This is a genomic window from Chitinophaga sp. Ak27 (assembly GCF_012726295.1).
In the GTDB taxonomy this organism is placed as follows: Bacteria; Bacteroidota; Bacteroidia; order Chitinophagales; family Chitinophagaceae; genus Chitinophaga.
Genome location: NZ_JABAOB010000009.1, coordinates 229,229 through 242,757, shown reverse-complemented (window position 1 = coordinate 242,757; position 13,529 = coordinate 229,229). Strand labels below are relative to the sequence as shown.

The 13,529-nt window shown below is 46.8% G+C and carries 13 protein-coding genes; 5 read left to right on the top strand and 8 right to left on the bottom strand.

From position 1 onward, the window contains the following. Positions 1-6: 6 nt before the first annotated feature. From HGH90_RS26195 to hmpA, 3 genes are all read left to right on the top strand, one after another. The gene (locus HGH90_RS26195) at positions 7-1,533 is read left to right on the top strand and encodes a RagB/SusD family nutrient uptake outer membrane protein (protein ID WP_169192236.1); all 1,527 of its coding nucleotides are present in this window, start codon (positions 7-9) and stop codon (positions 1,531-1,533) included. Between the two features lie 167 nt (positions 1,534-1,700). Beyond that, positions 1,701-2,138 (top strand): RrF2 family transcriptional regulator, encoded by a 438-nt coding sequence (locus HGH90_RS26190; protein ID WP_168762709.1) that lies wholly within the window; start codon positions 1,701-1,703, stop codon positions 2,136-2,138. A gap of 58 nt (positions 2,139-2,196) precedes the next feature. Beyond that, positions 2,197-3,396: an NO-inducible flavohemoprotein gene (gene hmpA / locus HGH90_RS26185; protein ID WP_168762708.1), complete on the top strand. Its 1,200-nt coding sequence runs from the start codon at positions 2,197-2,199 to the stop codon at positions 3,394-3,396. A 58-nt stretch (positions 3,397-3,454) separates the two neighbouring features. Here hmpA and HGH90_RS26180 read toward each other — a convergent pair whose 3' ends face one another. Both HGH90_RS26180 and HGH90_RS26175 read right to left on the bottom strand, forming a co-directional pair. After that, positions 3,455-3,880: a hypothetical protein gene (locus tag HGH90_RS26180; protein ID WP_168762707.1), complete on the bottom strand. Its 426-nt coding sequence runs from the start codon at positions 3,878-3,880 to the stop codon at positions 3,455-3,457. Between the two features lie 158 nt (positions 3,881-4,038). After that, positions 4,039-4,476: a hypothetical protein gene (locus HGH90_RS26175; protein ID WP_169192235.1), complete on the bottom strand. Its 438-nt coding sequence runs from the start codon at positions 4,474-4,476 to the stop codon at positions 4,039-4,041. 144 nt (positions 4,477-4,620) lie between these two features. On the opposite strand from HGH90_RS26175, the gene HGH90_RS26170 reads away from it, so the two are divergent. Next, positions 4,621-4,974 carry a DUF2200 domain-containing protein gene (locus HGH90_RS26170; protein WP_169192234.1) on the top strand — a complete coding sequence of 118 codons (354 nt, stop codon included), beginning with the start codon at positions 4,621-4,623 and terminating at the stop codon, positions 4,972-4,974. A 4-nt stretch (positions 4,975-4,978) separates the two neighbouring features. Here HGH90_RS26170 and HGH90_RS26165 read toward each other — a convergent pair whose 3' ends face one another. Beyond that, entirely contained in the window at positions 4,979-5,698 is a 720-nt protein-coding gene (locus HGH90_RS26165; RefSeq protein ID WP_168762704.1) for a Crp/Fnr family transcriptional regulator, read from the bottom strand. A 191-nt stretch (positions 5,699-5,889) separates the two neighbouring features. Here HGH90_RS26165 and HGH90_RS26160 point away from each other — a divergent pair, with 191 nt between their 5' ends. Beyond that, positions 5,890-7,539: a SulP family inorganic anion transporter gene (locus HGH90_RS26160; RefSeq protein WP_168762703.1), complete on the top strand. Its 1,650-nt coding sequence runs from the start codon at positions 5,890-5,892 to the stop codon at positions 7,537-7,539. A 43-nt stretch (positions 7,540-7,582) separates the two neighbouring features. Here HGH90_RS26160 and HGH90_RS26155 read toward each other — a convergent pair whose 3' ends face one another. From HGH90_RS26155 to HGH90_RS26135, 5 genes are read right to left on the bottom strand one after another with little or no spacing between them, the layout of a single operon-like run. Further along, a complete protein-coding gene (locus tag HGH90_RS26155) occupies positions 7,583-8,884 on the bottom strand; it encodes a polymer-forming cytoskeletal protein (RefSeq protein ID WP_169192233.1) in 1,302 nt (433 codons plus the stop codon). Between the two features lie 21 nt (positions 8,885-8,905). After that, positions 8,906-9,373, bottom strand: coding sequence for a hypothetical protein (locus HGH90_RS26150; RefSeq protein ID WP_168762701.1), 468 nt, complete (start codon positions 9,371-9,373; stop codon positions 8,906-8,908). A 57-nt stretch (positions 9,374-9,430) separates the two neighbouring features. Next, positions 9,431-10,267 (bottom strand): hypothetical protein, encoded by an 837-nt coding sequence (locus HGH90_RS26145; protein ID WP_168762700.1) that lies wholly within the window; start codon positions 10,265-10,267, stop codon positions 9,431-9,433. 30 nt (positions 10,268-10,297) lie between these two features. Then, positions 10,298-12,772, bottom strand: a complete 2,475-nt coding sequence (locus tag HGH90_RS26140; RefSeq protein WP_169192232.1) for an outer membrane beta-barrel family protein — start codon at positions 12,770-12,772, stop codon at positions 10,298-10,300. Positions 12,773-12,801: 29 nt separating this feature from the next. Then, entirely contained in the window at positions 12,802-13,512 is a 711-nt protein-coding gene (locus HGH90_RS26135; protein WP_168762698.1) for a thioesterase II family protein, read from the bottom strand. Positions 13,513-13,529 lie beyond the last annotated feature (17 nt).

Sequence of the window (13,529 nt, the reverse complement as noted above, 5' to 3'; positions counted from 1 at the left end):
AAACGTATGAAAAAGATATTGATTTCGGTCGCAGCTACCCTGGCGTTTGCCAGTTGTTCCCGCGATACGTTGCAACTCACTAACCCGAACCAGATTACGACGGAGACTTTCTGGAAAAATGAAGATGATGTTAAAAGCGCTATGGCAGCGACCTACGGGTTATTCAAAAACGTAGACGGCGGATATTGGGGCGTACGTGGCGTGGAATTATCCAATGGCCGTGGTGATGATTTCTTTATTCGTAACGATGTAAGTTACCTGTACCAGTTATCTACGTTTACGAATACACCGGATAACTCCGCAGCCACCAATGTGTTTAACATCTCCTACCGGGCTATTTTCCGTGCTAACCAGATTATGGAAAACATTGATAAAGCGGGGCTCACTGATCAAAAAAAGAAAGCTTATATCGCTGAGGCTAAATTTATCCGTGGGCTGAATTATTTTATCCTGGTTACCAACTTTGGAGATGTACCGATACGTACCAGTGTTCCTGCCAAGAAAGAAGACTATTTCGTTGCCAAATCTCCGGAAGCTGACGTTTGGGCGCAAGTTGTAAAAGACTTCACTGAAGCGGCTGCCGACCTTCCGCCTACACGCGACCCATCGGAAACAGGCAGGGCCACCAAAGGGTCTGCGCTGGGTTTCCTGGGTAAAGCATATGTGTATATGAAGAGCTGGGCCAACGCAGCATCAACACTCAAACAGCTAACCACCGCCCCGTTCAACTATAGTCTCACTACCGACTACAGCGATAACTTCACAGCGGCCAAGAAGAATAATAGCGAGTCTGTATTCGAAATACAATTGGCCGATGTGGGCGGTACTAACCCATGGGCCGGTGAAAATGCCAACGAGGCCCTGGGTGTAACTACCGCGCAGGAATTTGCGCCATCGGAAGTTGCCGGCTGGTTTGAGGTAAGTCCTACGGATAAACTTTTCAATGAATTCCAGAAAGAAAAAACTGTCGCCCTCGAACTGGATCCCCGCATGTATGCCACGCTGATCTGGGATTATCCCGGTGCGGTTTTCTACCGGAAGCCGTTCAGTGCATTCACCTTGCAGTTTGGGTATAAGTCGATGTTCAAAAAGTACCAGAATTACCTGCAGGCTAATGAACTATCTGGCAGCAGCGGCGCCGCCGACTATGCTTCCAGCAATAATGAGCGGGCATTAAGGTATGCGGATATTGAACTGTTGCTGGCGGAAGCCCTGGTGATGCAAGGTAAAACCACCGAAGCTTATCCCTGGTTACAGGCCGTACGTACCAGAGCTAAGCTTGGTCCATTGGCCAACGGCCTTTCCAAAGATGCGATGATGGCTGAAATACGGCACCAGCGGATGCTTGAATTTGCCCGTGAAGGCCAGCGGTTCTACGATCTTAAAAGATGGGGACTGCTCCAGCAGGAGTTCACCAACAGCGACAAAGTAGGGCGCCAGTTTTTTGTGCCTGCAAAAAACGACTACTTCCCTATTCCACAGGCGGAATTAAATGCCAATCCTGCCATGGTGCAAAATCAATATTGGAAATAAAGAATAAACCATAGCGCTGCGAAAGCACCTGGTATAGGGCGTTCCGTTAATCCGGAACGCCCTTCTTATTGCCATTCGGAATTTATCCCAACTTCAATAAAAGATATTTTTGTCTTTTATCATTCCCGGCTTATCTTTGTGCCGTCATTAAATCTTCAGGCAGTTATATGGCCATCTTTTCAAAAACATGCGAATATGCCATGCGCGCGGTTTTCTACGTAGCGCAGCGGTCCCATGAAGGCTACAAGGTGGGTATTAAAGAAATTGCCGGACACATTAACTCCCCTGAGCCTTTCCTGGCTAAAATTCTTCAGCAGCTCAGCCGGGATGGGGTGATCCTGTCTACCAAAGGTCCTAACGGCGGCTTTTACTTTGATGCCGCTTCCTTAAACCGGCCGCTGGCGGATGTAGTGACGGCAGTTGACGGCGATGATATATTTACCGGATGCGGACTGGGGCTCACCTATTGTTCCGAGAGCAATCCCTGCCCGCTGCATGAAGAGTTTAAGAAAGTGAGAAACCAGCTCACGCATATGTTGCACACGACCACTATCGGGAAGTTCAACCTGGGCCTGATCAAGGGAAAGTTTACGCTGAACAAATAGTTTTTTTTATAATAATAAAGGATAAAAAAGTCTTTTATTAATTAAAGAGAGATATAAGATGACAACTGAACAGAAACAGCTCGTTACCGCTACAGTGCCAGTGCTCAGGGAGCATGGCGTATTATTGACCACTCATTTTTATAACCGCATGTTTACGTACAACCCGGAGTTGAAGCATGTGTTCAACATGGGCAACCAGCAAAACGGGAAACAACAGACTGCCCTGGCAATGGCTGTACTGGCCTATGCCGAGCACATTGAAAATCCCGCTGTACTGATGCCGGTGGTAGATAGCATCGGGCATAAACATACCAGCCTGGATATCCGCCCGGAACATTACGCTATTGTTGGCAATCACCTGCTGGCTTCTATCTCGGAAGTACTGGGAGAGGCGGCTACGCCGGAGCTGATGGATGCCTGGGCAGCAGCCTACCAGCAACTGGCCGCTATCATGACAGGTCATGAACAAGGTCTTTATGCGAAACAGGTACGTAAAAATGGGGGGTGGACCGGCTGGAAACCTTTCATCGTACAACAGAAAGTAAAAGAATCGTCCGAAATCACCTCCTTCTATCTACACCCCGCCGATGGCGGCGCGGTGGCCGATTTCCTGCCAGGGCAATATATCAGCCTCCGGTTGTTCCTGCCGGAGTTGAACCTCCTGCAGCCCCGTCAATACAGCATTTCCTGCGCGCCTAATGGCAAATACTATCGCATTTCCGTGAAAAGGGAAGCTGGCGCTGTCCACCCGGATGGGCTGATCTCTAACCGCCTGCACGATCGCGTCCAGGAGGGAGATATTGTAGAATTATCAGCGCCTGCGGGTACTTTTACGTTGAATGAAAACACTTCCCGGCCCAAGGTATTCATCAGTGGCGGCGTAGGTCAAACTCCACTGATGGCCATGCTGGAAGCACTTGCCGATACCCAGGCCGGCACACCGGTCACCTGGATACATGGTTGCCGCAATGAAGCGGTACACGCATTCAAAGACCAGCTGAACGAATTAGCTGGTACTTACTCCCAGCTGAGTAGTCATATATTCTATGATCAGCCGGGAGCACCTGCACAACATACCGGCTGGGTAGATCTTGCTGAAATTAAAGAAGAAGTATTACAAACCGATGCAGATTACTATATCTGCGGCCCTGCGCCATTTATCGCCAAGCACTACGGTTTCCTGGTAGAAAACGGGGTGGATAGCGGGTCGATTCACTTCGAAGAATTTGGGCCTGCGTCATTACAGTTGAATAACTAATGATATAAGTAAGGGGGACATTAAATGTCCCCCTTGCAATCTGTATACATCACGATGACTATTTGCATGGCCCATTAACAGCCACCTGTTTCCCTGTTTGCAGACTCTCGGTTAATGCAGACTGCACCATTTGCAACACATGTTGCCGCCGCTCACTAGTGGATGCTGTTGCCAGGTTTCCCGACATCTCAATATCTGCGATACTGCTATTACCTGTCAATCCATTTATTATTTTCCAGTTACGGCCACCGTCGTTAGTAACCGCAAATACTTCCAAAAATATGGTGCCTAATGAAGTCCTGTAAGGCGGAAGTTCCCAGATAAGAGGGAATGTCAGGTTCGCAATCGCATTTTCGGCGTCGCTCAAATTTTCTGAAGTTGGCGTTGTCGCATATGGAATATCACCTATAGGGGTATTCGTTACAGCACACTGGGCGTCGTTGAATGCCTGTTGTGGCGCAGTGGGTTGCATTTTCTCATTCATGGCAAAATTTTTATTGGGTTATTTTTAAAAGGGTATCCGGTATTTTAGTGGGTGTTGATAGTACGATATGGGTGTAACATACACAAAAAAAAGAATTTCACAGAAAATGGTTCATCAACGGGCAATCTTTGTTGATTTTCTCCCGATAAATATAGCTGCTAAAACAATTGCCCCCTAGAACCTTTGACTTTTAAGGTACGATAACCGACATAATATACCTGGAGTTCCTTTAGCGGAGAAGAAGTACCCACCTCAAACCGGCCCTGGGCGTCGGCATCAATGACTTCATCACTCCCGTCCTTTCTCTTCAGCTTAATCCGGGCCCCCCGAAGCAGCTCTTTGGTTTCTACATCCTGTACCATACCGGCCGCTTTTTCCCCATCTATATTCTTCAAGGTTAGTTTTATCTCTCTCTGAATGACACATCCATCTCTACCGGCAATACCATAATCAGGAATGCGGTCAATAATTAATTGGCTATAGTCCTTCCCGTTATAAAACAACGTGGCGTATTTGTTTTTTCCCTGCGCCAGACCAGCCGCAGAGCTAGACAAAACAATAACAAGTACAGTTAAGGATCTTAAATCTGGAAGCATTTTAGTTCTTTTAATTTAAGATATCAAATTCCTGTGATAACTGCACCCTTCTTCTTCGAAACAAAATTGCCTATTTTTGCACCAAAGCCGCGGTGCCGGGCTTTCATGCCATTTATTTTAACCTATTATCTGTAAAAAATTATCATGAATAATAACGAACGAGTTTACAAAATGATCTTTGCCAGTGTATACCCGTTATACATACAAAAAGCTAAAAGAAAAGGTCGTACCAAAGCAGAAGTAGATGAAATTATATATTGGCTGACAGGCTATAACCAGCAGACATTACAACAAAAAATTGACGACAAAAGTGATTTGGAAACTTTCTTTGCCCAGGCGCCGCAGCTGAATCCGAATGCTTCAAAAATCACCGGTGTCATTTGTGGTTATCGCGTAGAAGATATCGAAGATAAACTCATGCAACAGGTGCGTTATTTAGATAAGCTGGTAGATGAATTAGCTAAGGGAAAGGCACTGGAGAAAATTCTGAGGAAGTAGACTATCAGGACGAAGCTGGCGTATAACCAGAAAGATCGATTAGTTTTTTTACATCATAGATAAATATTTTTCTTCCCTGCGTATCCAATATACCGAGTTTCTTAAATTCTGTTAAAGCCCGGACCACATTTTCGATCCCGGTACCTACTATACCCGCCAAATCGCTCCGCGAAATGCCTATCTCTACCGTGTTTCCGACAGCAGCCCCTTCCTTGAATTTTTCACGCAGTACAATTAAGGCAATGGCCAGCCGCTCTCTCACGGATTTCTGCGCAAACACCGAAATGCTGGTGGTCAGCACCGTAAATTCATGGCTTAATGTTTTAAGCAGCCTTTGCGACAGGGTGGTTGAATGCTCCAGGGTGAGGAGGAAGTCCTCTTTGGGTATGAATACAACAGTGCTATCCTCCAGGGCGGCGGCGGCGTCAGGATATCGTTCTTCTGCCAATACCGCGTGATAGCCGATTAACTCCCCGTTGTTCGCGATATAAATAATCTGTTCTTTTCCTTCTCTGTCTGTCCGGTACTTTTTCACTTTACCCTGTTTGATAAAGAAAATATCTTTGGGGAAAGTCCCCTCTCTGAACAGTACTTCGTTTTTATGGATCCGTTGCTCCGTTGCATGGGCAAATAGTTGTTCGTGTTCTTCGGCCGGAAGATCATGTAATATGGACTGTGATTTAAAGTTCCATTTATCAATAGGGAAAAGACCCTCTAAACTCATAAATATACCTGTATAGAAAAATTGATTTTTATCAATTTTTGAATTGAGAAATTGCAATGTAACGAACTTACAACAAAGGTACCTTTGCAGTATGAATATTACAACTATTTCCCGCCCACACCCCTTATCCCTGTATTTCCCCGAAAATAGTCAAATGCATATCCACGGTCAGTAACAACCATTAAAGCGTCATGTTTACACCAAAACTATTTCAAACACTAAGAGGATATACCTGGGCACAATTGGTGAAGGATCTGCTGGCCGGCGTGATAGTAGGTATCGTGGCCCTGCCACTGGCCATCGCCTTTGCCATAGCTTCCGGTGTTTCCCCGGAAAAGGGGATTTACACCGCCATCATAGCCGGCTTTATTATTTCTGCCTTTGGCGGCAGCCGCGTGCAAATAGGCGGACCTACCGGCGCCTTCATCGTTATTGTATATGGGATTGTGCAGACCAATGGAGTAAACGGGTTGATCATCGCTACCTTTATTGCCGGTATATTACTGATGCTGATGGGTTTTGCCCGCTTGGGAAGCGTGATCAAATATATTCCTCATCCGCTCATAGTCGGGTTTACAACCGGGATCGCCGTTATTATCTTTTCCTCACAGATAAAAGATTTTCTGGGCCTGCAAATGGGCGCCGTACCTGCCGATTTTATTGGTAAATGGGAATCATATTTCCAGCATATATCAACCATTAACTGGTATGCCGCGGGTATCGCCCTGGTTACCATCCTGGTATCCATATCTTTCCCACGTATTACCCGGGCAGTACCCGGGTCATTGGTGGCGATCATTTTAACTACCTTCACCGTACAACTATTACATTTACCTGTTGAAACTATTGGCAGCCGGTTTGGACATATCCCGTCCTCACTACCCCTGCCCATCCTTCCTCCCCTAAATATGCATACGATCAGGGATGCCATTCAACCTGCCATCACCATTGCGTTGCTGGGAGGGATAGAATCACTGTTATCCGCAGTAGTGGCAGATGGCATGATAGGCGGTCATCACAAAAGCAATATGGAACTGGTAGCCCAGGGAGGAGCCAATATTGCGTCTGCCCTCTTTGGTGGCATCCCTGCAACAGGCGCCATTGCCCGCACGGCCACCAATGTAAAGAATGGCGGTCGCACGCCGGTTGCCGGTATCGTCCACGCCATTACGCTGCTGGTCATCCTGCTGCTCGTAGGCCAATGGGCCACCTTTATCCCGATGAGCTGCCTCTCCGGGATACTGGTGATAGTAGCTTACAATATGAGTGAATATGAAACTTTCTTCGACATTGCCCGCGGCTCCCGGAGCGATGCCGCTGTATTACTGACTACGTTTTTCCTGACCGTATTGTTTGATCTCACTATCGCCATCGAAGTAGGTATGGTGCTGGCCACATTCCTCTTCATGCGCCGGATGATCCAGATCAGCGACGTAAATATCCTTTTAAAGGAAAACGACAAAACAGATGATCCGCTGGCGGTCAACAAATTCAATATCCCAAAGGGCGTGGAAGTATTTGAACTCAACGGCCCCCTATTCTTTGGCGCCGCTTACAAATTCAAGGACTCCATGCAACTGATCGAGAAAAAGCCCAGTGTGCTTATTGTGCGTATGCGCAATGTACCGGTGATTGATGCCACCGGCCTGCATACGATCAAAGACGTACTGCGTACCTGCGACAGGGCGCATATCCGGCTTATTGTATCAGGACTGCAACCTGACGTAAGGGAGTCATTCCAGAAAAGCCGGTTGCTTTTCAGGATCGGGAAGCGCTATGTGGTGAAAGATTTCCCTGCGGCATTGCGGGTAGCGAAGCTGGTGTTGGAAGAAGGGTTGTAAGGGAAACAGTTTTTTCAACTTTCCATCGCTGTATTTCGCCGCACTACAACGGCGGTGTACTTAACCGCCCTATTTTCCGTGCAAACCGCTGTTGAAGCGCCTCCCACATTTCCGCATATTCGGGCTTGTCGTAACGCTGCCGCGCATAGGCATACGTAGCGGGCGACAGGTGCCAATTGAAAATATTCTCCAGGTATTTAATATCATCGGCTATTACCCGCTCCAGTACTTTCTGTTTGGATACGCCTGATTGTTGACAGTACCTGTCCAGCCATGCACCGCGACCGCTCTTGACATATAGCACCAGCATGTCTTCTGTAATAAAAACAACGGGGACATGTTCCATCTGCCAGTCATTCTTTTTGATGACGGTACATAACAGTGCATGTTCGTATAGCCGTTCTGGTATATCATATTTCAGGATAGCCCCGTGTTCGGCGGCAATATAGCAGAGTTCCCGTGTGATCAGTTCGGGTGGCAGGTAACGTAACGCTTTTCCATCGCGTGCAGCTGCGGCAGTAGCCAGTTCGGGGGTAATAGCTCCCGGTGGGAAATATTGCAACGCCCCGATATAATAGGCCATAGCTTCCTGGCAAAGGTTGTTTGTACGCATTTCCATGGGCACGCGTTTCAGATCGCGCCAGTTACGGCGAACTTTGTTACGCCAATATTCGAGGGGCCTTTCCTGTGGTTGTATTACACTCTCCCCGGCAGCCAGGTCGCGGCGGATTTCTTCAAAGTCGGTGGTCATAGGGTTGCTGAGCAACATCCGTAAGTTTTCCGAAATAACCGGAGATCCGTCGTCAGATTCCCCGCATTGATTAATTTCGGGGCTTTCCGGATCACGGTCATTATAATAAAACTGGCTGATCTCCTTACGGAAGGGCATCAGGTAATAATCTTCCACGACCATGATGGGTGCGGTAAATATACCATCGCATCGCATCCAGCCATGGTTATAGTGCAACATGATCACCTCGGCCACATTGACATTTCCTTCCACGCGAACAGGCGCCCCACCGATCAGTAGATTGCGGCAGGTGAGGTTGCCGGCCACATATAAGAAAGGGCCATAGTCGCCTTCTTCATTGAGTATGCCGCCATCGACGGTGAGATGACCGATTACCACAAACCCCTGTAGGGGCCGGCCATCGGGCATTTTATCCAGTTTATCGGTATCGAGTATCAAGTCGCCCTCCAGGTGAAGGTCGCCCTTATGTACATAAAAATAGCCATCCGTGCCGATCATATCCATGAAAGCTTCTTCACTTTCAAGGACCTTTATCTGTACCTGGTGCTGATTCAACGCCTGCTGAGCGGGAACAATCTGAAATTCTCTAAGCATCTTGCTAAGATCGGATAATTCTCAGAATACATCAAGGATCACCATATCCACTTTATTGAACGGAAAATTATCTCCCGCTTTCTTGTGTAGTAACAATTTCGCCAGGGGAGTATAGGGAGATATAAAAAAAATGGGGCGGCCATCGATCAGCTGCTTGCCTAGTCCCGCTGCGATAAAAAAAGATTGTTCTTCACATTGTACAAAAGCGCCGGTTTGAACGGTGGTGTAAATAACGTCGGCTTTTACTTCCTGTAACCTGGCCAGTTCTTTCATGGTTTCTGCCAGCTGCCTGGCATACATGTCTTTTTCGAGATGCCCCATGGCCCTCCCAGTTTCATATTTATCGCCGGCTGAGCTTTTACCTTCGTTGTTGGCGGCCTCCTGTGCGCTATCCATTGCCGCTTTAGTAACGGCAATACGATCTGATATGATGTGCAGCCCTGCCTGTTTTAAATTCGCTTTAATGGCGATCATTTCCTCACTTGTCATGAATGGTACATTGGATCGCGGGAAAGTTAAGCAAAATTCTCCCACACAACCAGCCGTTTATTTATTATACACGGGACTTCTCTTCAACATATAAAACAGGGCATCGTGGTACGATCCTTCATTATTTAAAAAAGCAGTACGCCTGTTGGCAAATATTTTCTCATTTTGTTTATTAAAAATCCCCAGGGTCACTTCATTCTCATACTGGTTTTCAACGGTAGTGTTGTTGGAATTATCGTGTTGCTTTTTATTGTCCTCATACTTAGTGGTACTGCTGCTGGACGAGTTCACACTCTCCTTTACGCTACGGGACAAAGTGCCCTGCAATACAAATTCCGCTCCCAATATCTTACAAAGCTCATCGTAGGTATATCCCTTAATGGTATTGCCATCAATGCCTTTTCTATACAGCAATGCGTTGGTGGTGGCAGGGTCCTGGAATTTATAAGATCCGTTTCGCTTGCTCAGGTAGAGGTAAGTATCATTCTGCAACTTCTCCCCTTTCTCTACCACCTGCTGCAAGGGTTCATTCATCGCGATATATTTAAACGGCAGAATAGCCACCAGTCCGGGCTCAATAGGGCGGCCATTATCAATTGGCTCCTTGTCTGCGTTAGCAGATGGCGCGCTGATCACTTCTACCCTTCCACTTGCAAAGGTAATTTTATTGATGTCCGCTTTCTTCAGTTCATACACCAGCGTTTCCCCGGTATGAATAAATTTAATCGTATTGGCATGCATTTCAGTGATCTTGCCATGCTTTTCCTCCCCGTTCAACATCAGTACCACATCTTCCTTACCCGCGGTGGTTTTGGCGGTTTGTGCTTTTAAAAAAGAAATGGTACTCAGCAATATCACTACAACCGTCACTAAACGTTTCAATGCTTGGGTCATGATAAAAATATTAGGGTTTTCAAAATTGTTTTATTGCTTTTCTGTCTTTACCCTTTTCTGCTCTTCGGCTGCGCCACTTTCCCTTTTATCCGTGGCATCTTTCTTATCATTTTTATTGAAGCGATAAGTAAAAGTCAGCTTCAATACCTGTGACTGCCATTGTCCACGGATATGAATGTCAATATTCTGGTAGCGGCTGGTGGCGTTGTACCGGCTCCAGGCGAATATATCGGAGGCACTCAGGCGGATAGTACCCTGTTTGCCAAGAACATCCTTCTGTATACCTGCGTGCAGCGTACCTATTGGCTGTTGCAGGAAGGTGCCGTCGATGCTCCGGGAAGACCACGTGCCCATAAACTGGAAGCCCCAGCCATCTTTCAGCTTCACCTGCTGCATCAGCTGGGCTGTAAAAACGCCTGCCTTTAGCTGGAAAGGTCCGTTATTGATGGTACCGGAATAATCATAATGGTTATAGTCCATGTAGATAATGGTGGTCATATTATCGTTTAACGGGATCTGGGCATTGATATTAGCTCCTAATACCTTGCGGGTATTCAGGTTTTCCGGGCGCTGATAGGTTTCATTCTTTGCGGCATCCTGCAATATTACTTCCTGGATGATATCGGTGGTTTTATTGTACAGCAACGTGGTCGTTAGTGCACCTTCCCAAATGCTGTAGCTCAATTCAAAATTATGGCTGTACTGCGGATTCAGGTATGGATTCCCTTCATCGTAGGTGTACTGGTCCAGGTAAAAACGGAACGGGTTCATGCTACGGTAATCCGGCCTCTCTATCCTGCGGCCGTACGAAAACGTCACTTTACTTTGCTTATCTACATCATAGGCCAGGAAAGCGGTGGGAAAAAATTGCAGGTAACTGCGTGAAAATGTTTGTCCGTTATTTTTCTGTTCTCCTTTCAGCCAGGTTTGTTCTGCGCGCAGTCCAGCCTGAAACTCCCACTGATTGCGCTTATGACGGAGATTCAGGTAGGCGGCATTAATATTTTCTTTATAGAGAAAATGGTTACTCAGGGTATCATTCTTTATCCAGCTACCATTTACGCCGTCGTAGTACTGTGCATTGTTATCGGTATTGACAAAGGAGGTTTTCGCCCCTGCTTCCAGGCGGGTATCCTCAGAAAACGGATGGGTATAATCTGCTTTCAGGCTGTAGATATTTATTTTTGCCGGCAGGTCTGCCAGGAATAGCTTGTTGGGTGCTGCCTCGCTGCTGTCGGGTTTATAATAATGATTATCAAAATGCTGTTTGCTGGTACTGTTGTACGACAAATAATCAGCATTTACCAGCAGTTCATGCGCAGTACCAAATACATGTTTCAGGCTAACATTTGCTTCCATATTGTCCCATTTACCTTTGGTAGTAGCTGGTGCATCTACCCTGGTGGTAGCCACTCCTTCACCGGTTTTCAATAGCGTATTATTGGTGCTACTGGCGTCTGAAGGATTGTGAAAACCGCCCGCTGCGATGCCTACCGTGGTTTTAGCGTTAACATAATAGTCTAATCCCAATTTTGCTGTAACACTTTGTGCGGTCGTTTTGGTGTAAGTATGCTGGTCATAAATACTGGTTATTTCCTTTTGATCCGCATTCCGGAAGTTACGTACAATATAATAATCTTCAAAACTCTTCCGGTAACTATAACCGGCATTGCCATAAAAATTAATATGCTTGTTGCTATAATTAAAATTGAGGCTTTGTGTAGTACCCGGGTACCTTCCCTGTAAGGCGGTGAGGGTGATATTCCCGTTGAAACCGCCGGTTTTCAGCTTCCTTCTTTTGATATTAATGACCCCATTGCCCGCGGCATCATATTTTGCCGGCGGGTTAGACATAATCTCAATCTGGTCCAGCTGTGAAGCAGGCATATTACGGAGGAAGGCGGTCAGCTCACCACCGGAAAGATAGGCCGGTCTGTCATCTATCATTACCTTTACCCCCTGTTTACCTTTTATGGAGATGTTACCGTTTTTATCTACCAACACCCCGGGCAGTTTCTCCATAACTTCCATGGCGCTGCCCCCTGCGGCCATAATAGATGATTCCACATTTACAACGGTACGGTCCAGCTGTTGCTCTATAAAAGGCTTTTTAGCGGCTACAGTCACTCCTTTCAGGTTATTGGCGCCAGTTTGCAGAATCGCGTTTTCGAGGGCCATCTGAGATTGGTCTATATTAAAAACGGGGCCATTCCATTCTTTATATCCCATATAGGTAATGGTAATAAAATAGCGGTTGAAAGGAATGTCCTCCAGTAGCCAGGCGCCGGTAGTATCCGACAGGGCTACTTTCACCAGGGAAGAATCTGTCGCCTTTTTGAGTAATATCGTAGCGGCAACAACCGGTTGTTGCGCTTCATCACGTACCTGCCCGGTTACTTTACCAGTTTGCGCGCCCGCGGCTACCGGTAAGATCAGCAAAGCCAGCAGCATCCATTGTTTTACCAGGCACATCTGGGAGCGGAGTGTCATCATTATATTTTTCATGAGGGTGTACATTAGGAACAGAGTTGTTTTCAGCTATGCTGTGGGGTTAACGCCAGGTCATGAATAAGCATCGCTATTTTTTGAAATTGATGGAGGATGAAGAAATGATTTCCCGGGTAGCGGAGCATACGAAGCTCCTTTTCTGTTTCCCGGGCCCATCCGGCTACCTGGCTGGCGGTGATTTCTTCCGCTGCCCCGGTGATGGCTGTAATACCTGTGCTATAACTTCCCAACGGCTGGTACTGATAGCATTCCAGTGCTTTCATATCTTCCCGGATTACCGGTAAAAAAAACTCCATTAGGTCCGGGTCTGCCAGCAGGGCATCGGGCATTCCGCCCATCCGTTTTAATTCGGCTATTAACTGCACATCCCGCAAAAGATGCAGCTGCCGGCGCTGGTCATTGAACACGGGGGCCGCACAACCGGTAACAAAGAAATGTAACGGGAGTAGTTTCCATTCCTGCTTCAGCCGGTGTATCAGCAAGTTACCCAGTACCGCGCCCATAGAATGACTGTAGATGATATACGGAGATTTTATATGCGGAAGCAGCTGGCCGTAAAGATCATCTGCCATCACCTGCATATCTGACAACAATGGCTCTGCTATCCGTTTCCCGCGGCCGGGCAACTCCAGGGTAATCATCTCTATATGCCTGTCTAAAAAGGGTTTCAGGTCGCGAAAAGAGTAACTGTTTCCCCCTGCATATGGGATACATATCAGCTTAATTTTTTGTAACATCTCAAATACATTTTTGA

Bases quoted from the DNA above. Each gene is read 5' to 3' on its own strand.
- HGH90_RS26195 (WP_169192236.1), top strand. From the start codon at position 7: ATGAAAAAGATATTGATTTCGGTCGCAGCTACCCTGGCGTTTGCCAGT.
- HGH90_RS26190 (WP_168762709.1), top strand. From the start codon at position 1,701: ATGGCCATCTTTTCAAAAACATGCGAATATGCCATGCGCGCGGTTTTC.
- hmpA (WP_168762708.1), top strand. From the start codon at position 2,197: ATGACAACTGAACAGAAACAGCTCGTTACCGCTACAGTGCCAGTGCTC.
- HGH90_RS26180 (WP_168762707.1), bottom strand. From the start codon at position 3,880: ATGAATGAGAAAATGCAACCCACTGCGCCACAACAGGCATTCAACGAC.
- HGH90_RS26175 (WP_169192235.1), bottom strand. From the start codon at position 4,476: ATGCTTCCAGATTTAAGATCCTTAACTGTACTTGTTATTGTTTTGTCT.
- HGH90_RS26170 (WP_169192234.1), top strand. From the start codon at position 4,621: ATGAATAATAACGAACGAGTTTACAAAATGATCTTTGCCAGTGTATAC.
- HGH90_RS26165 (WP_168762704.1), bottom strand. From the start codon at position 5,698: ATGAGTTTAGAGGGTCTTTTCCCTATTGATAAATGGAACTTTAAATCA.
- HGH90_RS26160 (WP_168762703.1), top strand. From the start codon at position 5,890: ATGTTTACACCAAAACTATTTCAAACACTAAGAGGATATACCTGGGCA.
- HGH90_RS26155 (WP_169192233.1), bottom strand. From the start codon at position 8,884: ATGCTTAGAGAATTTCAGATTGTTCCCGCTCAGCAGGCGTTGAATCAG.
- HGH90_RS26150 (WP_168762701.1), bottom strand. From the start codon at position 9,373: ATGACAAGTGAGGAAATGATCGCCATTAAAGCGAATTTAAAACAGGCA.
- HGH90_RS26145 (WP_168762700.1), bottom strand. From the start codon at position 10,267: ATGACCCAAGCATTGAAACGTTTAGTGACGGTTGTAGTGATATTGCTG.
- HGH90_RS26140 (WP_169192232.1), bottom strand. From the start codon at position 12,772: ATGAAAAATATAATGATGACACTCCGCTCCCAGATGTGCCTGGTAAAA.
- HGH90_RS26135 (WP_168762698.1), bottom strand. From the start codon at position 13,512: ATGTTACAAAAAATTAAGCTGATATGTATCCCATATGCAGGGGGAAAC.